General features: G+C 66.4%; 16 protein-coding genes and 2 pseudogenes. 11 read left to right on the top strand and 7 right to left on the bottom strand.

Annotation, left to right across the window (positions count from 1 at the left end; genetic code table 11):
• Nucleotides 1–32: 32 nt before the first annotated feature.
• Nucleotides 33–1532 (bottom strand): recombinase family protein, encoded by a 1500-nt coding sequence (locus GOOTI_RS24685; RefSeq protein ID WP_007237618.1) that lies wholly within the window; start codon nt 1530–1532, stop codon nt 33–35.
• Nucleotides 1533–1618: 86 nt separating this feature from the next.
• Between GOOTI_RS24685 and GOOTI_RS05690 the strand changes: the two genes are divergently transcribed.
• From GOOTI_RS05690 to GOOTI_RS05675, 4 genes are all read left to right on the top strand, one after another.
• Nucleotides 1619–2206 carry a hypothetical protein gene (locus tag GOOTI_RS05690; RefSeq protein WP_007237617.1) on the top strand — a complete coding sequence of 196 codons (588 nt, stop codon included), beginning with the start codon at nt 1619–1621 and terminating at the stop codon, nt 2204–2206.
• A 77-nt stretch (nt 2207–2283) separates the two neighbouring features.
• A complete protein-coding gene (locus GOOTI_RS05685) occupies nt 2284–3654 on the top strand; it encodes a hypothetical protein (RefSeq protein ID WP_138985183.1) in 1371 nt (456 codons plus the stop codon).
• Nucleotides 3620–4612 (top strand): PIN domain-containing protein, encoded by a 993-nt coding sequence (locus GOOTI_RS05680; RefSeq protein WP_233425430.1) that lies wholly within the window; start codon nt 3620–3622, stop codon nt 4610–4612. The genes GOOTI_RS05685 and GOOTI_RS05680 overlap by 35 nt, the downstream gene beginning before the upstream one ends.
• A gap of 202 nt (nt 4613–4814) precedes the next feature.
• Complete coding sequence (locus GOOTI_RS05675; RefSeq protein WP_039993544.1) at nt 4815–5819, top strand: hypothetical protein; 1005 nt, start codon at nt 4815–4817, stop codon at nt 5817–5819.
• A 179-nt stretch (nt 5820–5998) separates the two neighbouring features.
• Here GOOTI_RS05675 and GOOTI_RS05670 read toward each other — a convergent pair whose 3' ends face one another.
• Nucleotides 5999–7060 (bottom strand): hypothetical protein, encoded by a 1062-nt coding sequence (locus GOOTI_RS05670; protein WP_007237613.1) that lies wholly within the window; start codon nt 7058–7060, stop codon nt 5999–6001.
• A 130-nt stretch (nt 7061–7190) separates the two neighbouring features.
• Nucleotides 7191–9773, bottom strand: coding sequence for a DEAD/DEAH box helicase (locus GOOTI_RS05665; RefSeq protein WP_007237612.1), 2583 nt, complete (start codon nt 9771–9773; stop codon nt 7191–7193).
• A 604-nt stretch (nt 9774–10377) separates the two neighbouring features.
• Here GOOTI_RS05665 and GOOTI_RS26075 point away from each other — a divergent pair.
• Both GOOTI_RS26075 and GOOTI_RS05655 read left to right on the top strand, forming a co-directional pair.
• Nucleotides 10378–10557 (top strand): annotated as a pseudogene (locus tag GOOTI_RS26075) (IS5/IS1182 family transposase); the annotation flags it as partial.
• A 63-nt stretch (nt 10558–10620) separates the two neighbouring features.
• Nucleotides 10621–11295 (top strand): hypothetical protein, encoded by a 675-nt coding sequence (locus GOOTI_RS05655; RefSeq protein ID WP_007237610.1) that lies wholly within the window; start codon nt 10621–10623, stop codon nt 11293–11295.
• A 63-nt stretch (nt 11296–11358) separates the two neighbouring features.
• Here the strand turns inward: GOOTI_RS05655 and GOOTI_RS05650 are convergent, their stop codons facing one another.
• Nucleotides 11359–12213 carry an RCC1 domain-containing protein gene (locus GOOTI_RS05650; protein ID WP_039993543.1) on the bottom strand — a complete coding sequence of 285 codons (855 nt, stop codon included), beginning with the start codon at nt 12211–12213 and terminating at the stop codon, nt 11359–11361.
• A 399-nt stretch (nt 12214–12612) separates the two neighbouring features.
• On the opposite strand from GOOTI_RS05650, the pseudogene mca reads away from it, so the two are divergent.
• Nucleotides 12613–13449, top strand: a pseudogene (gene mca / locus GOOTI_RS26675) (mycothiol conjugate amidase Mca); the annotation flags it as partial.
• A 21-nt stretch (nt 13450–13470) separates the two neighbouring features.
• Here the strand turns inward: mca and GOOTI_RS26670 are convergent.
• The gene (locus tag GOOTI_RS26670) at nt 13471–13779 is read right to left on the bottom strand and encodes a hypothetical protein (RefSeq protein WP_039993538.1); all 309 of its coding nucleotides are present in this window, start codon (nt 13777–13779) and stop codon (nt 13471–13473) included.
• On the opposite strand from GOOTI_RS26670, the gene GOOTI_RS27025 reads away from it, so the two are divergent.
• Nucleotides 13778–13900 carry a hypothetical protein gene (locus GOOTI_RS27025; protein ID WP_267879808.1) on the top strand — a complete coding sequence of 41 codons (123 nt, stop codon included), beginning with the start codon at nt 13778–13780 and terminating at the stop codon, nt 13898–13900. The genes GOOTI_RS26670 and GOOTI_RS27025 overlap by 2 nt on opposite strands.
• 126 nt (nt 13901–14026) lie before the next feature.
• On the opposite strand, the gene GOOTI_RS05630 is transcribed toward GOOTI_RS27025, so the two are convergent.
• Nucleotides 14027–14314 carry a hypothetical protein gene (locus tag GOOTI_RS05630; protein ID WP_039993536.1) on the bottom strand — a complete coding sequence of 96 codons (288 nt, stop codon included), beginning with the start codon at nt 14312–14314 and terminating at the stop codon, nt 14027–14029.
• Between the two features lie 389 nt (nt 14315–14703).
• Between GOOTI_RS05630 and GOOTI_RS26070 the strand changes: the two genes are divergently transcribed.
• The gene (locus GOOTI_RS26070; RefSeq protein WP_169315789.1) at nt 14704–14853 is read left to right on the top strand and encodes a hypothetical protein; all 150 of its coding nucleotides are present in this window, start codon (nt 14704–14706) and stop codon (nt 14851–14853) included.
• Nucleotides 14854–14870: 17 nt separating this feature from the next.
• Here the strand turns inward: GOOTI_RS26070 and GOOTI_RS24680 are convergent, their stop codons facing one another.
• The gene (locus GOOTI_RS24680; RefSeq protein ID WP_007237606.1) at nt 14871–16430 is read right to left on the bottom strand and encodes a recombinase family protein; all 1560 of its coding nucleotides are present in this window, start codon (nt 16428–16430) and stop codon (nt 14871–14873) included.
• 32 nt (nt 16431–16462) lie between these two features.
• On the opposite strand from GOOTI_RS24680, the gene GOOTI_RS05620 reads away from it, so the two are divergent.
• Together GOOTI_RS05620 and GOOTI_RS26480 are read left to right on the top strand one after the other, a co-directional pair.
• Nucleotides 16463–17848 (top strand): ATP-dependent DNA helicase, encoded by a 1386-nt coding sequence (locus GOOTI_RS05620; RefSeq protein ID WP_007237605.1) that lies wholly within the window; start codon nt 16463–16465, stop codon nt 17846–17848.
• 3 nt (nt 17849–17851) lie between these two features.
• A complete protein-coding gene (locus tag GOOTI_RS26480) occupies nt 17852–18520 on the top strand; it encodes a hypothetical protein (RefSeq protein ID WP_007237604.1) in 669 nt (222 codons plus the stop codon).
• Nucleotides 18521–18593 lie beyond the last annotated feature (73 nt).

The raw sequence follows: 18593 nt of genomic DNA, 5'->3' as shown, positions 1-18593 counted from the left end.
CAATGGCCGTGCCGGGCCGCGGACGGTGATGATCAGGGGGGGTAAGAGATGCGGACCCGGCCCGAGTCGAAGCGTCGCCCAGGCCGGCCAGGAGCGATCCGGAGGCGGGCGATCAGCGTCGTGACCACCGCGCGCCGGTCGGTGACATCGAGAGCATCCCACCAGGCCTCCAGCGCTTGCCGGTTCCCGATCGGCGCCGCGTACAGCGCGATCGCGCCGTTGGCGGCGACCAGGCGCCGCTCGGTGTCGTGGAGCGCTCCGGTGGCGGCCTCGACCCCGGTGCGGTGCTCGCGGCGGGTGATGAGGCGGTCCTGGTAGTCCTGATCGAGCTGGCCGATCCGGGCGTCGATCTCCACGATCTGCCGTAGCAGCCCGATCGTCGAAGCGCTGTCCGCGCCCGCCCGCGGGTGGGTGAGGCGGTGCAGGATGCGTTCGGTGACGTAGGCGTCGAGGTGGGCCGCGTTGATGCTCAACCCGCCGCGCTCCGGACGGGAGGGATCCTTCTGGCAGGCGTACCGCTGCGAGTTACCGGTCGCGGAGAGCTTCCCCGTGATGGTGAGCCCGGCACCGCACTTCCCGCAGCGCGCGATCCCGCCCAACAAGGTCGGCCGGGCTGGTGTGGTGCGGCGGCGGGTGGGATCGGCGAGGATCGCCCGGATTCGCGCGGTCTCCTCGGGGGCGATGATCGGTTCCCAATCACCCGGGCCGAGAATCTCCCTCCCACCGGCGGGGTCCGCACGTGTGTCGGGGGCATAGGCGCGTTGCCCGGAGATGCGGGCCGAGGACAGCACGCTGCGCACCGTGTACGGGTGCCACAGCCCAGACGTCCCGGTACCGGCCCGCAGGGGCGGGATGCCGGAACGGTTGAGCCAGGCGGTGATGGAGCGGAGGGACTCGCCGGCGAGAAACCGGTCGGCCATCTGCCGGATCACCGCAGCCTGCTCCGGGATGAGCACTCCGCCGGGCCCGTACCCGTACCGTGCGGGGCCGTGCCAGGCGCCTTGCTCCGCGAGATGCTTGTTGGCGCGTTTGACCCGATCGGACTTGTGCCCGGACTCGTACGCGGCGATCGCGACGAGCTGCCTCGCCATGAGCCGACCCTCGGTGGTGTTCAGATTGAACCCGCCGCCACGGACGGCCTCGATCCGCACCGGGTGCTGGTCGACCAGATCGATCAGGTCCTCCAGCTCGCGCGGCTGCCGGTAGAGGCGATCGACGTGCCAGACGATGACGTGCGTCACCCCGGCCCGCACCTGCGCGACGAGCGCGTCGTACCCGTTCCGCCGGCCACCATCGAACGCGGAGACATCGTTGTCGATGAACACCTGCGGATCGGTGAAACCGAGCTTCACGGCGTGAGCGGCGCAGTCTTCTTGCTGGCGCCGGATGCCGGCTTGCAGGCCGGTGCGGTCCTGCGAGATCCGCAGATACACCGCCGCACCGGACATCCGTTCGCCTCCCTGCTCATCCAGGCTACGGGCGACGCCACCCTCCGGGCCGCCGATTGAGTCGCATGGCTCCACGACGAGCATCACTCAACACCTTCGCGATCTCCTGCCGGATGTGCGCGCCTTCGGTGCGTCTCCTGGCTAGAGTCAGGTGGCAGGAGGCGCATCGCGTGGCAAAAGAAACGGCCCACCGTATCGGGCTCGAGGGGTTGCACGAGATCAAGGAGTGGCTGGAAGCCACGACGAGGTTCGCGTTCTCCTACACGGTCTGGGATAGCGAGCCCATGTGCACACGCGAGTGCCCGGACGGAACTAAGAAGGCGCTCGACCTCGAGGGAAACACCGTCGGGATGCCCGACGAGCGGCCCCGTCCGGTGAGCGTTGAATGCAAGAAGTACAGCACTGTGGGTGGGCAAGCGCAGGGCTATCGCGAGTTCCTGGCTGTCGCGTACGCCAACACGGTGCACACGATCAACTCGATGGGAGTCGACGCCGAGCGAGATTTCCTGTGGGTGACTTACCACCCGTTCTCCCAGAAAAAGTGGAGCGAGCTGGTGACCGTGACTCACTTGCGAGGGTGCGTCGAGGAGTACAGCGGTCTCCTCCAGGGAGCAGCGATCGATGATGACTTGCTATCGAAGGTCGCGCAACGGATCGGCGTCTTGGTGGTTCACCAGCGGCAGGTGGACCTCCGCCTGACGAAGGACGAGGCGGGGTTGGCGTTGTACCACCTGCGGAAAGAAGGGTACCGGGCATGAGCACTTTTTCGGAGCAGGTCTCGGCCGCACTGGACACTTCGGATGCTCAGGAGGCAGGGCACCGGGTGCATCAGGTCGTGGCGCAGGAGCTGCGCAATCTTGACCCGACGGCGACCACCGAGATCACTGGCTACTTCAACCACTCCTACGTGCCCGACCTTGTCATGCAGTGGGGCAAGGGACGTGATGCGTTCGAGCGCCCTGTGTTCTTGCGCCACTCGTTGCGTTCGAGCCGCGCATCCGGTGCCCTGACAGACTTCGACCGCAAGGACCGCGCGGCGTTCTACCTTTCGCTCGCGCTGGACGAGCCGGAGGCAGAGACCGCACGCGTTAGGAATCATGCGAGAGAGCACCGCGATAGTCGGGTACTCGTCACTACCGTGCCGGCACTTGATGACCTTTCCCCGGCGACGACAACCCCCGACCCGGTGCTTGGGTTGGTGAGATCCAGCATCGTGCGGAGCGCAAAGGGCGCGATACTCGGTTCCGATGCTGACAACCTCGTTCTCCCACGTGACCGGCAGATCGAGCAACAAGAATTGGACGCCTTCTCCGAGACCGTCTCGTCTGTCTTTACGGAGGATGCGGTACTCCGCATCAACCGCGTCTTCGGTATCGTCGAACAGGCGCTAGCTGACGAGCCGAGCGTTGAAGAGCTCTTGCTATCAGGCCGGCTGACCGAGTCCGAGATTCGTGAACTGGTGCCCTACCTCCTCAGCCTCGAAGGCGTAACACGTGATCGTGACTTCTGGGTCGCGTTGGCGCAACTGATCGATCTCACCGCGATCGAGCGCATGTGGAGTCAGTTCGCCGGTCTCGACCTCACCCCGCTAGCCTCCGCGGCAAGTGGGCTATGGCGAGCGAAGCGTGTGCTGCTGAGCATACGAGCCGAGGCGATCGGCGATGACTCCTTTGATCGCACCCCGCGATGGCTCGTGGCCGGCAACCTGCTCTCAGCGGAGGTTGGCAACTGGCGGCTGACGTTCGCGAACAAAGCTCAGAAGATGAAAACTTCCAACCGCGGGCTCACTGCTGCGCGCTGGGAGGATCTCCTGCCGAGTCTGCAGACCTACACGGTGACAGCAGTAGACCTCCGAGGCGTCACCACCCGAAGCCAGTACGGTGCGCAGGAATCGACGCAAGATATGAAGCAGCGCGTCGCCGCATTCATTGAAAATGCGGATGATTCGTTCCACCTGCCGTCAGTGACGGTCGCGACGGGCGTCGGCGACGAGCGGTCCGAGATCACCGCGGATTTCACGGAGATGATGCTCGACGCGAAGCCCGACGCCGACCTGGCGGTGCTTACACGCGCCGCGCTGGAGATCCTTGGGTACCGCTATCCGACGGACGGAGAGGAAATAGACGCACTGTTCGCGGGCGGTCCGCTGCCGAACGACGACGTGTCACCGGGTGAAGGCGAGTCTGAGCAAGACGCGACCGACTGAATCCGGTCATCACGAAGGCGCTACGGGGTTAGCGCCCTGGTTTAGCAATGACTGGAAAGGTAAAGATATGGCACGCGCGGCTGAATCGGAGACGTACAAGGAGCGCCTCCTGGTTGAGTTGCGCGCGATCGAGGAGCAGTTCGTATCGATCATCGACGCATCGACCATCAACTACACGAACCCCAACCGCGCCGGATCAGGCATTGTCTTCATCGGCGCGGCCGACTACGGCTGGGGTCCCAGCGACGATGCGCTCACCAGCAAACGCATGGCTCTTCTAGCCCGACTACGAGACTGGGCGCCACGCTATCGCCTTCTGTTCCCGCATCCGACTCCACAGGTCGCTAAGACACTGGACGGGCGCATCAAGCACCTGGAGTCGTGGCTGACGCGGAAGAAGACCTCGGAGCACTCGATCCCGCAGACCACAACCGCCGCGATCGAGGTGATGCGGACAGACGTCAAGAAGCTCGCGGGGCTCGCCGCCCTTCTCGATGGAGACAGGTGGGCTACACGAATCGTCGTGGATACGAACGTCCTCATCGACAATCCAGACGTCACCGCCTTCATGGCGACTTTGCCCACCGGCTATCTGGTCCATCTTCTTCCGGTCGTCCTACGCGAACTCGACGACCTCAAACGATCCGGAAGGACGCCGGAACTACGCGAAGCTGCGCAACGCGCCAATCGACGGCTCAAAGGAATCCGCAGCAACGGCGGAACGGGCGAGATCAAAGTCCAAGGAACCGTGTTCCTGACATTCGAGCACATCGAACCCCGTTCGGAGGCTTTGCCAAACTGGCTGGATCTCACGGTTCCCGACGACCGCTTCGTAGCATCGACGCTGCTGATCCAATCGCTTCACCCGGGCTCGGCGGTGCACGCGGCCACATCAGATATCAATCTACAGACCAAGCTCGCGGCGGTAGGACTGCCGTTTATTGACCCTGACGTCTGAATGCGGTCGCGGGTGCTGGGGTGCGCCGCACCTGGGCCAAATGCGCTGGATGGGTGCGGAGCAGGTCGCGGATGAGTCTGCGGTCGGTCTTCCCCGTGCCCCCAAGGGACAGGGCGGGTGCCGCGCGGAGGCGAACTGCAGGCGCGACGGACAGGCTGAAGACGTCGGAAAGCCTGTCGACGAAGCCCCAGCGGACGTCAGTATGAGTGTTGTGCTGCGCGTCTACCTCGACCAGAACAAGTGGATAGACCTCGCGCGCGCCGCGACTGGTCGCCCCGAGGGGGCAAGGTTCGTCGAGGCGCTGGCCGCTGCTCGGGTAGCCGTAGCCGCAGGCACCGCGGTGTTCCCTCTCGACCTATACCGCTACTGGGAGACGAGCAAGCGTCGCCACGATCGATCTCGGAACGACGTGGTTGATGTGATGCGCGAACTCTCTCAGCAGCAGACCATGGCGCTCCCCCTGGGGATCCTGGACATGGAACTGGATGCCGCCCTCCGGCGCCGCTTCGGGCGCCCTGAGCGTGTGCGCCGGCAGACGATCTTTGGAGCCGGGCTACAGCACATCACCGGTGACCGCATGAACTGGCCCAAGCCCGACTACAGCGCCCTGGCGGACGGTGGCGCGTCGGTGCCCGATGACCGACGGGCGCAGCTGGAGGTCGCGCTTATCGAAGTGATCGAAGAGCACCTGCACCGCGCTGGACCGGACACATTCCGCGCTGCAGGGTTCGACCTTGCGGCCGCCGATCACGGCAAGCGCTTCGTCGAGTTCGAGAAGAAGGTTGCCGCCTCCATCGCGGAACATAGGCTGACCGGAGGAGCCGTCGACCAAGCCGTACGCGGCGCCGACCTGGGAGACATCCGACCCGCTGTGACAAACGCGCTCGAGCGCATCGGCCGCACCTGGGACGAGTTCATCGATCACGCCACCGTTGCCGACCTGATGAGATTCATCGACGACCTGCCCACCAGGTACGTCACCAACGTCATGCGCTCCGCGAAACACCGACAGACCGAACAGAAGTGGGAGCCGAACGACTTCTTCGACGTCGTCGCTCTTCCTGTCGCATCCGTCTACTGCGACGTCGTCGTCACCGAGAAACAGTGGGTACACCGGCTGAGCCAAGGCAAGGTCGACCAGCGCTACGACACCATGCTGCTCAGTAACACCGCGAACCTCGTCAACGTCCTCGCAACGAAGCACTGACCTCCGCTAGCTGCCGCCTGGCATCGGCTGGCCACAACCCTCTCGACCGCGCGTTCTCCGCGCGGTAGGAGGCCGAGCCCAGCACCAGACAGGAGGTTGGTGCTGGGTTGTGAGGTCGGTCAAGTGCTCTTCGAGCTTGTTCGAACAATCTCGCTGCGTGGTTGCTGGTCCGGGCGTGGCTAGCGCGGCGGCACCTGCGCATATAGCCGGAACGCCCGACGTTGCTCGTACGCGACGAAGTCCGGGAAGCGGTCCGGATGCTCGACAGAGACGGCTTGCCGCCAGTTGTTTGGGTCGAAGCCGATCATCCAGTCGGCTTCGTACCGGGTCTGGGTGAGCGGGGTGGCCCAGGTGGTCGCCTCCTTTGGGCTGTAGAGGACGGCACCGTCTGGGGGCATAGGGAACTTGTGGGTGACATTTTCGACGTTGGCGGATACGTCGCCCTGGAGGTAGGTGAACCCTGCGGCGATGTCGCGGTCGACCTGTTCGGGCGTCTCGACGAACGGGGAGAAGGAGAGCTGGTCAGCGAAGGTGAATCCGACGAGGTAGGGCGCCTCCTCCATGGAGAACTGACCGACGACGACTCGCAGGTCACCGTTCGGGCGGCGCCTGTTGAGCCAGACGTTTGCGGCGACGATGTCGCCGACCGGCTCCTCGGGGTGTAGAGGGTCACCGACCGCCGGTTGGCTCTTGAGCGGGAAGCCGGTCCACTCGCCGCGATGATCTCGGTGCACGATCTGCGGGGCGATGTCGGCGAAGAACCGGAGCACAGCGAGCATCGTGCTCGTCAGTTCCTTGCCCTCCAGGTTCGCCTGATAAGCGGGTTGCAGGCGCTGTGTCCGCTTCTCCAACTCGGCATGTGTTGCGGCAGGGATGGGGCGCCAGCAGCCGTAAGTCCGCATGCCGTGAGCGCCACCTATGAACACGTCCTCGCTCGGCGAGACCTCGAACATCAGGTGTTGGTCCACGTTGCGGGCGTATTTGACCGCGTTGATGAGCTCGGCGCCGGTCGTGGGCGTCGGTGTGAACAGTGCCAGGTATGTGGCCTTGTCGTGGAGCTGCTTTGTGAGCAGGTCGTTGAGGTTCTGCACCCGACCGAGCCAGGTGCGGGCGTGCACGCCGAGGTCACCGCCTCCGGCGGTCGCGGCGTAGTACGCGGCGACGTCGTTCTGGATGTCCTTCATGACCTGGCGCAGGCGCGGTTCTTCAGCCGACGTGATGGTCAGGAGCGAGGTGCTCATCGTTCGTGTCCTCGGATCTTGGGTGGGCTCGTTAGTGCTTCTAACGTCAACGTCTGGCGGCGCTGGTTTCCGCGGAGCCTCCAGCCCAAGCCGGAGACCGGAAGCGACGGTGCACTTCCGCAGTCTTTGATCAGTCGGGTTTCGCGGCGACGGGGTCGCGTGTGAGGCGTTCGTGGATCTGTGAGGGCAGGGTTCCGCGGGCGTTGAAGGTGTCCGCGACGAGTTGCCGCAGCTGGAGCAGCGTGCGGTGTGCGCTCTTTGTCAGCAGGTCGTCCCACGCAGACGCGATGTCGTACGCGAGCTCGGTCATGGTCGAGGGCGAGGCGAAGTGCACGTGCTGTTCAGCGCCGGTGACTCCGTCGTGATGGATTCCTGGTTTGGGCGAGATCACGACAGTGGCGCTGTCGGGCGGAGCGGCGTCGATACCGCGGTCTGAAGCGAGCAGTCTGAGTTGGTCGTTCGCTTGTCGGATGTCTTTGTGGGGTACAACGCCGGTGGGTTCGTGATCGCTCTTCGCTTCTAGCGCGAGCCAGAGTTCATTGCCCCAGCACCAGGTTGAGTCGCAGCGGCCAGTTCCGGGCGGCTTGGACGCGTCAGCGCCGACGAGCTTTCCCATCTCGGTCAGCGCCGGTTCGTACTTGCCTGGATCGCGCTCGGCGAGACCTGCGTGAATCTCGCCGATGCGACGTCGGACCTTACCCTGGTTGACGCCGGCGTCGAGCACGGCGGCCACCGTGTTGACCGCGTTCGCATCGACGGCGCTCAGTCCAGAGCGTTGCATCGCGGGGAACGGTGCCATCTGACGGATCCAGGATCCCAGTCCCATGATCTGCTCTGATTGCCGCACGAGACCTTGTGCGGCAGTTCGGCCGGCAGAGTCGCCGTTCTCCTCGGCTGCTTGATCGGCCCAAGTTGCCTCGAGGTAGGTCCAGAATGCTCGGTAGCCCTTGGTGGAGAAGCCGCCGGTGCCGGCGATGCGCGCGACCTCGTGAGCATGCGTGGATGCGTCTGCCCACGCACCGATCGTGGCTGACGCCCAGGCTTGGATCTCGTGCTCGACGCAGGCCGACAGCGCCGCGGTCCCGTCGGGTGCCTGCTGAGTCATTTCGCGCCGGTAGTCGGTCAGAGCCGGCTCTGCCTGGGTGCGCCAGCTCTCGTCGCTGTCCTGATGGAGGAACGCGTGCACGTTGGTGAGCATGTCGCTGGCTGTGCCGGCTTGGGCGTTCTCGCGGCCGAATCGGATCTCGGCTTGAAGCTCGGAGTCGAGAGCCGCGATGACCTCTGGGCGAGTGAGGTAGCGCGATAGCTCGGAGCCGAGGACGAGCACGACCGCGGTGTCTTCAGGGCCTCGTGTGCAACGGCCGGCGCCTTGGACGACGCGGGTACGGACACGAGCCGCGAGCGCGGCTCCCGCGCGGGCGCGGGACTGCAGGAAGCGCTCTTGCAGATTGTCCTGGTCTGGAACCCCGTCGAGCGCTACGAGGCGGCACGCGTCGCCCGGTAGGTCGAGTCCGTCATATCGAGCGGCGAGTCCACACACGCCGTGGTCGAGCTCAGCGAAAGGGGCCATGCTCTCGGCCACCTGATCGATGCCCCACACGGGCCATCCTGGTTGCGCGAGCGTCGCGGCGTCGTTCATGGCTGTGTCCGTGCGCGGAGCGAGGACGAGTGCCTTGCCTGCAGCTGCCACGATCGAGCGATCGAGCGCCGCGGTGTCGGCTGCCTCCACGAACTCGGGGAACACGAAGAATCGTCGTCCGTAACGTGGTGCCGTGCTGTCGTCTGGTTGCTCGAGACGAAGAATCCCCGAGCGTCCGAACGCTCGCTCCAGCTCGCCGCCTTCACCCAACGTGGCTGACAGGTAGACGCGCTGTCGCGCGTGGGAGAGCAGGTGATTCTGATGGGTGGGCGGGAGGTAGGGGCGAACGAGGATCCCCGAGTACGCCACGTACACGAGGCAGGAAGCAAGGCCGGCGCGAATCATCGAGTAGCGATAGCTGTGTGGCGCGGCGAAGGACCCCAGAACGCGGTCGATCTCCGCGATCATGCCGGGCTGACGAAGCGGCACGACCATCCGGACATCGCTACCGATTCCCGGGTCCGGCTGAGGAGCGCGCAGACGCTCAAGGAACACCCCATCAAGAGCAGGCGCCACCGCTTCCAGTGCTGCCATGTACTCCTCGGGAGACTTCCAGCGGCTTAGGTCAACGCTGTAGGCCTCGCCGACATACTGCTCACCCGCGTGCGCATCGTCGAACAAGATCAGATCCGCCTCCGCCAGGTGAGGATTGCTGTTGAAGATGCTGCTGTACGTCGTGACGGCGATCGCACTGGCCGCCTCATAGGCCGCGTGGTCCGCCACAGGCCAGTCGGCATGCCGACCCACGAGCAGGGCAGTGTCAATTCCTTCCCGGTAGGCGGCGGCAGCAACCTGACGCGCCAATTGCTGAGTCGGGCAGGCATAGATCACTCGCGCCCGCCGCTTGCGTCGCGTCCACTCCGCGACAAGCAGGCCGGTCAGCGTCTTGCCTGTACCCGTAGGAAGCTCCAGCGCCACGTCCGGTTCGTCGGCCTTCGACGTGAACGTCTTCAGCATCTCCGACTGGTGCGCCCAGAGGCCGGGAACCGCACCAGGACGCCGAGGAAGATCTCGGTACAACTCGCCAGGAGAGGCGTAGTCCGCGCCGCCTGTTGCCGTCCGGACGAACGCCATGCCGTCTCCTCACGCCCACTGGATGAGCGCTCCAGTGTCGCTCACTCCCACCAAGTGTCTCGCGGTCCCCATCAGCGAGTCCACTGAGCCGCCCGTCAGTGATGCCGCCAGACTCACAAGATCGCTGGCCAACGGCTACTTCGCGGATTCAAAATGTAGGGGGTATTGCAGCGAATACCACATGGAGTGAATGACACCACTGTTAGTGGGAGGAAGTCGGGAGCATCTCCGGACATCGGTCGGTGACGATCAGCGCAGGTCGCGGGCTGAAGCTCGGCGGAGCGGTGTCGACTGGACGATTCGTCTGGTCGAGACGAAGCTGTCACAAGCGAGGCCGTGTCAGTCTCCCGTAGCCGCGTCGCCTCGTGTGGCACGCGACATGACGCGGTGTTGGTGGGTTCACTTGCGCTTTCCAGGAGTGCAGGAACCTGTCCGGCGATCAATGCCGCAAACGGTTCCGGTCCCGCCAGCGATCGACGCTGCTGTCCGTCTTCGGAGGGGGATAGCGTCAACGCGCCGTCGTTGATTGGGAGGAAGTTCAGCTGCCCCTCCCACAGCGTCACGACCTGGTTCGCCTCGGTGTGCATACCCGGGAGCGCAGGTCCGCACACACTCCTGGATGAACGGCTACGGCAAGCTCCGCCGCTGCACCGAGAAGAACCACCTCGTCGTGGACTTCTACCTCGACCTCGCTGCCGCGCTCACCATCATCAGAGCCCTCATCCGCGAGGCCAGGACCCGCTACCGCTGGCCAACACGACCGACCACCCGACGCCTGCCATAAGCCTCTATCGCCGGGACCCGCGACGGTGGGCTCCAAGTACTGGCGCTGCCGCCCGGTTCCGAGATGGGCCAGGCCATCGACGTCACCGATGACGGCCTCGTCCTCGTGACAGGGGCCGTCCCGAGTTCCGGCGGTCTACCCCGGGGGCTGCCTGTGGGCACCTTCGTCTACGACCTCGCCACGGCGACTTATACCCCGCTGCCGGCGGCAGACGGCGACGACAACCTAATCGCCCTTGGGCACACCATTGACGCGCTCGGCCGGGTGGCAGGCGGCTTCGTCACGCTTGAGGGTGAGTTCGACTGGCGGCACGCGCCGGCGGTATGGGAGCCGCGGACGCTCCAGCCTGTCCGGCTCCAGGGTGACGACGCCTTCGTCAACGCGTGCAGCACCGACGGGCTCGCCGTGGGGTGGCGCATGGCTGAGCGGGGTAAACCGCCGATCGCGGTGTTCTGGCGCGATCCGTTTTCGGCACCGGAGCCGTTGCCCGGGCAGGCGGCCCTCCGGGTGAACGATGCGGGTCTCGTCGTCGGGATCGAGTTTCTCCCCGGCTCGCCAGGGTTCCCCTTCTCGGCGGCACTCTGGGATCTTGAGGGCGGGTCGACGACACTTGAGCATCTAGGGGCCGGGTCCTACGCTTACGGCGTCAACGGTCGGGGGGACGTCGTGGGGTACGTCGTCGACACGCGCTCGGGCGACGCCCCTGCCGCAAGGGCCGCGACCTGGACCGCAGCCTGACCTCCGAGGATCGTCCCGCGCGGGACGATCGTCTTTCCAGGGCACTTGGTTGGAGTGAGTGCGTCAGTTGAGGTGCCAGGCCGCAGTCTGCAGTTGACCGTAACTGTCGTCACCGGTGGCGACGACGGACCCGTCCGCACGCAGCCCCACTGTGTGCGCGCCACCGGCTGCCACGGCCACGATGTCTTGCCACCCGGAGACGGCGCATTGTCCCAGTTCGGAGCTTCCCACTGCAACGACGGTACCCTCGGCGGTGAGGCCGACGCTGTGGTAGCTGCCTGCGGCCACAGACGTGATGTCCGTCCACCGCTCGCAGCCCCTCCAGAACGCCGGGTGGCCGGCGGCGCGGACAGTGCCATCCTGTGTAAGGCCGAGGGTGTGCAGGTATCCGGCGGCCAGCCTCGTCAGCCCGGTCCAGCCATGGACATCGGACTGGCCCCACGTGTTGCTGCCCGCAGCGCAGGCGGTCCCGTCGGGCCGGCGGGCTACGACGTGCCAGTCCCCGCACGCTATCTCACACACGTCGCGCCATTCATGGAGTGCCGTGTGCGCAAAGCGCTCGGTGGCGACGACGGTCCCATCGCCCCGTAGCCCCACGCTGAAGCGCCACCCTGCGGCCACCGCGACGAGGTCCTGCCAGCCCTGCACATCGCACTGGCCGCTGTTGTTCCAGCCGCAGGCGTGAACGGTCCCGTCGGCACCGAGGCCAAGCGTGTGAGATTTGCCGGTATTGCGGGCCACGTGCACGCTGCCGGCGGCCACGGCGACGACATCGCGCCACGTCGAGGTTCTGCACTCCCCGGCGGAATTCGCACCGATAGCAACGACGGTCCCGTCAGCCTGCAGGCCGACGGTGTGTCGACGACCGGCGGCGATCGGATATCGAACGACTTCGGGAAACTGATTCACACTCGCCATCCCAGCAGTCTCGAGAGACGCCTTCAAAACGGGACCCCTTCGCCGCGCGCCGATCCGGGATGACAGCGCCAAGCTGGCACAAGGTGCTGCACGCTAGCGGTCATCCTCAGCGTAGACGCCGCTCGGGTCGCTGTCGACGTTTAGCGGATTGATGCTCTGACGTTCCCTCGGCTGTTCTCCAGCACACTCCATGCTACCGTCAGATTCTATCAGCGTTGCCGCTTCTGCGCAGGGGTCGTGCACCCGAGCAGTTCGACGCGCGTTTGCGGACGGTCCGCTCGATAGTGTGTTCCTCCTCGAACACCGGCCCGGGCATCGGGAAGCCGAACTCACCCGCGACGACTTGGCTCATCGGCGTAGGCCGGGGCCCTTGCAGGTGACCTCGGCGGTGCCTTCTTGATGGCGCCGTCGATTCGCAACGTCACCGCCAGCCGACTTGCTCTTCGGGGCTTCGCGAAACCAGACGGCCCATACCGCCGGGGCGATGGACACTGCGCCCATCGCGGCCGTGATCGCGATCAGCGCGACTCGCAACTGCGGGGCCTTCCGGCCGTACTGGTCCTCAAGGGCAGATTGGTCGGCGCCGCTTGGCTGAGCCGGTGTCCTCGTCTCGCCATGGTTCTAGCCGCCACATTCCTTAGAATCTGCGGGATGTCCTCCCTGCCGCGCACCGGACTTCGGCTGATGCACGTGCATGCTCACCCCGACGACGAGTCGAGCAAGGGCGCGGCCTCCACGGCGAAGTACGTCTCTGAGGGGGTGAATGTGCACGTGGTCACCTGCACCGGCGGAGAGCGCGGCTCGATCCTTAACCCAAACATGGAACGGCCCGGCATACTGGCCAACATTGCCGAGATCCGCCGCCGGGAGATGCAGGCGGCCTGCGAGAGCCTCGGTGTCACCCAGGACTGGCTGGGTTTCGTGGATTCCGGCTGGTTCGGCAGTGAACCGCCGCCGCTGCCCGAAGGCTGTTTCGCGGCGATGGACGTCGCGGACGCGGCAGAGCCGGTGGTCCGGCTCATTAGGAGCTTTAGGCCGCATGTGGTCACGACTTACGACGAGCGCGGCGGCTACCCTCACCCCGACCACATCATGTGCCACAAGGTGGCGGTGGCGGCGTTCGGGGCGGCGTCCGACCCAAGTCGTTATCCTAACGCCGGCGAGCCGTGGCAACCTCTGAAGCTTTACTATCACCACACGTTCAGCCGGGCGCGCTCTCAGGCGCTCAGCGACGCCATGGACGCCCAAGGCCTCGAGTCACCGTTGGTTGAAAGCCTCGACGCCTGGACGCCCGACCCCGAATGGAACGGTACGTATGCCGCAGAGCTGCTCGCGGCGGGTGAACCGCTGGCTGCGGCGTGGCGGTTCGGCATCCTGCAGACCGTGGACGACTACACCTCCGTCCTGCGCCGCAGCGACCCCACTCGTGCCGCCAGCGTATTCGACGAGCCGCCTGCCCCGACCGGGGCGGTGGAACTCGACGCCGCGTTCGCCGCCCTGGCCGATCACCTCGCAGAACGCGACGGCTGGGACACCCCCCGCATGGGCGCTCGACCCGACCCGCATGGCAGAGGGCTGGTACCCAGGCGTGCCCGGCATCTTCCGTGCCGAAGCCGAACGCGACAGTCCCCGAGCGTTTCGTCAGCGCGGGATCTTCATCACCAAGCGATCACTCAACCGGGCCTGAACCCACCACGGAGCCCTGGCGCCGCCGCTTCCCGGGCGGGCACGCGCTCCCCGCAGCTGGTTGAAGCCCCGGGTGAGGCTGGAGGTGCTGCGCGCAGGTGCCCCCGGGCGTGGTCCTCCTCGCTCGTCACGCTTCGCGTAGGCCGCGGTCCTCGTCGTCCCAGGCTTCGTTCTGAGCGATCAGCCCGGCGCGGTCGGCCGGGTCCAACGCCTCGACATTCCGGATGACCAGCCGCTCGCGGGCCGCCCAATGCTCGCGCTCGGCCTCATCGGCGGCCTCACGCTGACGGTTCAAGAAGAGCGAGAGCAACAGGGATGCGGTGTGACGGGCGATGTCGTAGAGCATCACGTCCGAGACGTGCGTGAAGTCCGGACGCCCCCGTACAGGACTGGCGGTGCGAATCGGGTCAGTCATCACTCACCTCTTCTCGTCCTGAACTCTCACTTTACAAACCCTGCGCCTTCTCACCGCCGGGCACGCTCGACTGTGCCCTCGGGCCGGTATCCACCCTCCGCACGGCCGGGTTCAGCTTCCCGTCATCGCCCCGGGGCGAGAACTGCGCCCACCAGGAGAGCTGTCGACGCCGGGTGAGGTCCGGAGCAGACGTGGTTCGTTGACGCGATCCCTCGTGAACCGCCTCGCCCGGTGGCCGGGCCGCGTGCTCCGGTCCCCGCCCCACCGCTCCGGCACGGGCAGGCTCGTCGCACCTACAAGGCATGATGCCTCCGCAGACGCACGACACATCAGTCTCCTCGGCCATTGCAGCGCGCACGGTCAGGAGAGAAGGCGGTGGGTCGTCGCGGGTGGCCAGTCGGCATCGGTCGGCACTGCCGCCGGGATTCGATGTCGAGGCGTGGACTCGTGAGGTGTGTCGCCGGTCGGGGGTGGCCTTGGGGGTGACCGATCCGGTCGCGTTGGCGAAGCTGCGGGTGCTCACCCGCCGCGACCCGTGAGCACCCGCAAGCTGGGTTCATGCCTTCATCGTGAGGTCCACCCGCTGGGGCCGGAACCGTGACCCGCAGTTCGGGTCGGGGTTGACCACGATCGAATCGACCATCGCGGTGATGATCGCCCGCTTCTGCGCAATCGTCCACTCGCTCTCCCACGCCTTCCACAGGGCGTCCACATCGCCGACGGGCAGACCCTTGAGCGCGGAGGTGCGGTTGACCTTGCCGAGCGCGATCTCGGCGTCGTGCACGGCGTTCTGCGCGGCGGTGCGTCCGGCGTGGAACTGCGAGCGAGTCAACAACCCGGCACCGTAGTCACGGGCGAGGTCTTCCAACCGCTGCCGGGCCGCGACGATGCGGGTCATCGCCGCCCCCACACCGTCACCAGCGGTGGTCTCCGGTGGCATCGTGGTGTCGGCCAGCCGGGTGATGACCGCGTTGGCGACCAACTGATCCAGACCCTCACGAGACACCGACAGTCCGCCCCGCTCGGGACGGCCCGGCACGGCTGCGCACCGGTAGAACAGCTTGGGCGTCTTCTGCCCCCTCTTGGTATAGCGGCTGCTGACCCCGGAGACCAGACCCGCCCCGCACCTGCCGCAGGTCGCGATCGCCGAAAGCAGCGTCTGCGAAGTCGCCCCCACCCGACGGTCGGGGCTGGCGAAGATCGCCCGGATACGCTCGGTCTCTTCCGGGGTGATGATCGCCTCCCAGTTCCCCGGACCCAGGATCTCCCGCCCGGTCGGGCCATCGTCGCGTACACCGGGATCGTAGGCGCGCTGCCCGGAGATCCGCGCCGACACGAGGATCGACTTCACCGTCGTCGGGCTCCACACTCCCAATGTCCGGCCCGTGTGCGCCCGCGGGGCTGGCACCCCTGACTCCTCGTTGAGCCATTGGGTGATGGAACGCAGCGAGTGACCGGCCAGGAAGCGGTCGGCCATCTCGCGGACGACTGCGGCTTCTTCCGGTATCAGAACCCCGCCGGTGCCGTAACCGAACTTCGCCGCGCCGTGCCAGTCGCCGCGCTCGGCCTTGGCCTGGTTCGCCCGTCTGATCCGGTCGGCCTTGTGCCCGGACTCGTACGAGGCGATCGCGACGAGCTGACGGGCCATCAACCGTCCTTCGTGGGTGTTCAGGTCGAACGCGCCGCCCATGACCGCTTCGATCCGGATCGGATGGGTCTCGACGAGGTCGATGAGGTCTTCCAGTTCCCGCGGACGCCGGTAGAGACGGTCGACATGCCAAACCACGATCCGAGCCGGACCGAGCTTGACCTGTTCGATCAGCTGGTCGAAGCCTGGCCGCTTCTTCTTCAAGTACGCCGAGATGTCGTTGTCCATGAACACCTCGTCCCCGGTGACCTCGAACCCGAGACGACCGCACAAGGCCAGGCAGTCGGTGCGCTGCCGTTCGACACCGGCTTCTTCCCCGGTGCGGTCCTCGCTGATGCGCAGGTAGATCAGCACCTGCTCCGCGACGGCGACACCGGCCGGGTGCCCGCCACGGGCACGTGCCGCGTTCCCGCGATCCGTCCGAGCGCCAATATGGCTCCTGACCTGCGTGTCCTGTTCAATACTCACACCGCTCACCTCCACTGGATTAGGTGCGTCAGATGCACCAAGTGGAGAAGACCACCATGCTTCACACCGCTATCGAGATTGCCGCCGAGCACGGCAGAAGTACGCGGGTGGTTGCACCGACAAAGCGGGCCGCTCAGGTCGCGCACGATGAACTCGGCGTACCCGCAACCTCAGTCGCTGCTCTCGTCTATGCGCATGGGTGGCGATGGAACGAGGACGGCGTATGGACGCGCCTCAAGCAGGGCGACACCGACCCCGACACCGGACGCACCTACACCGGCCCGCCCGAGGATGCGCGGCTGTCGCGGGGTGAACGGGTGGTTGTGGACGAGGCCGGGATGCTCGACCAAGACACCGCCCACGCCCTGCTGACCATCACCGCCGAGGCCGGTGCGACGGTCGCGCTCGTCGGCGACCGCGCCCAGTTGCCCGCCGTGGGCAGGGGCGGGGTGCTCGACATGGCCGCCCAGATCAGAGGCCGCACCTACGACATGAGCGAACTCCACCGCTTCACTGACGCCGAGTACGCCGCCCTGACGCTGACGATGCGCGACCGGGAGAACCCCGGCGAGGTGTTCGACCGGCTCGCCACCATGCACCTGGTCTCACTGCACGCCGACGACGATGCGGCCCGCGAGCACATCACCGAGAACGCCTGCGACGGTGAGGCGATCACGGTGGCGACCAACGACGAGGCCACCGCGCTGAACGAGCGCATCCGCGCCGGGGGAGTCGAGGCGGGCGAAGTCAACGACACCATCACGGCGACCGGCAGCGACGGCCTGAGCATCGGGGCCGGTGACCTCATCCAAACCCGCCGCAACGACAGCGACGTGGGAGTGGCGAACCGGCAACAATGGCGAGTCCAGCACGTCGAAGACGATGGCACCGTGTATGCCCGTGAGGTGGGCAGCGGGCGCAAGAACCCCCTCACCGTCGCCCTACCTGCCGAGTATGTGGGTGAGCACGCGCACCTGTCCTACGCCGCGACTGCATACGGCGTCCAAGGCGCAACCGTCAATGGGGCGCACACTGTTTTGTCGGAGGCGACGAGTGCGGCGGGCGTCTATGTCGGCATGACGAGAGGCCGCGAGACCAACCGGCTTCACGTCGTCGCCGAGGACATGGCCGACGCCAGGGCGCAGTTCATTGACGCGATGGAACGTGACCCGGCAGACCGGGGCCTCGACCACGCCACCCGGCAAGCCGCCGAAGCCGTGCGCGGACTCGTCACAGACGGCCCGGCGCGGCGCGTGACCGACGAACTCGCCCGCCTCGACCACGAGACCGAGCGTGCAGAACGGGCGGCGGAACGGTGGGAGCAGACCGCCGCGAGGTTCGACGCCCAACGCGCTACCCACCGGGCCGAGGACGACGAGAGCGCCGCTGTGCTCCGCAAGGCCGAGGAAGTCGCCTAGCAGGTGCGTGCCGAGGTCACCGGGCCGCTGACGGTGCGGGCCGAGACTGATGGTGCCGCCTACCTCGATGCCGTCGCAGACGAGGCCACCGCCCGTGGCCGCCTTGCTACGGTCGGCAGGTTCGGCAAGCGCAAGGCCCGTACCGAGCAGCGCACAGCGACCGAACGCACCCGGACGTTGCGCGGGCAGGTCAGCCAGGAGTGGGCCACGACACCGGCGAACCCTGATCGTCTCCCCGAGTGGGCGGGCCAGGTCGCCAGTAGACGCGCCGGGAGTGACCCCCGCGTAACCGAGGCCGCCCAGACCGTCGACGCGGCCACCGCCGACCGCGACATGATGCGGAAGCGGCACCAGCAGGAGCACACGGCGTTGCTCGTCAGCGAGTACGGGATCGAGCACGCCCAGGCCGCCCAGTACGGGATGCGTCGCACTACCAACCCCCGCCGTCAAGCGCACGATGCCAAGAACCGGGCCGCGCTGCTGCGCTCAGAGGCCGATGAACTCCGCGCCCTCCCCATCAACGACGCCGCCCACCTGATCGAAGCGAAACAGGCCGAGCGGGAGAACCAGAACCGGCAGACAGCAGAACGAGCGCGGCAACTCCATGACCCGTTCGAGCATGACCCCCACCGCAGAGACCCGAGCCGCGAGGGGCCGACACGACGCCTCTAGACCGCAAAAGGCACGCCGTGGGCCCGCAAAAGTACGAGCATCTTGATCGGTGTGATTCTGCGTTTCTGAGCCT

This window comes from Gordonia otitidis NBRC 100426, from assembly GCF_000248075.1.
GTDB classification, from domain to species: domain Bacteria; phylum Actinomycetota; class Actinomycetes; order Mycobacteriales; family Mycobacteriaceae; genus Gordonia; species Gordonia otitidis.
Note: the sequence above shows the minus strand (reverse complement) of the source record. Positions and strands in the feature narration are given on the sequence as shown.

Coding starts and splice junctions, on each gene's coding strand:
- GOOTI_RS26670 (WP_039993538.1), bottom strand. CDS start 13,779: ATGCGGGTCGGGTCGAGCGCCCATGCGGGGGGTGTCCCAGCCGTCGCG.
- GOOTI_RS05665 (WP_007237612.1), bottom strand. CDS start 9,773: ATGGCGTTCGTCCGGACGGCAACAGGCGGCGCGGACTACGCCTCTCCT.
- GOOTI_RS05655 (WP_007237610.1), top strand. CDS start 10,621: ATGGGCCAGGCCATCGACGTCACCGATGACGGCCTCGTCCTCGTGACA.
- GOOTI_RS05650 (WP_039993543.1), bottom strand. CDS start 12,213: ATGGCGAGTGTGAATCAGTTTCCCGAAGTCGTTCGATATCCGATCGCC.
- GOOTI_RS27025 (WP_267879808.1), top strand. CDS start 13,778: ATGGCAGAGGGCTGGTACCCAGGCGTGCCCGGCATCTTCCGTGCCGAA.
- GOOTI_RS05670 (WP_007237613.1), bottom strand. CDS start 7,060: ATGAGCACCTCGCTCCTGACCATCACGTCGGCTGAAGAACCGCGCCTG.
- GOOTI_RS05620 (WP_007237605.1), top strand. CDS start 16,463: ATGCACCAAGTGGAGAAGACCACCATGCTTCACACCGCTATCGAGATT.
- GOOTI_RS05675 (WP_039993544.1), top strand. CDS start 4,815: ATGAGTGTTGTGCTGCGCGTCTACCTCGACCAGAACAAGTGGATAGAC.
- GOOTI_RS24685 (WP_007237618.1), bottom strand. CDS start 1,532: ATGCTCGTCGTGGAGCCATGCGACTCAATCGGCGGCCCGGAGGGTGGC.
- GOOTI_RS05630 (WP_039993536.1), bottom strand. CDS start 14,314: ATGACTGACCCGATTCGCACCGCCAGTCCTGTACGGGGGCGTCCGGAC.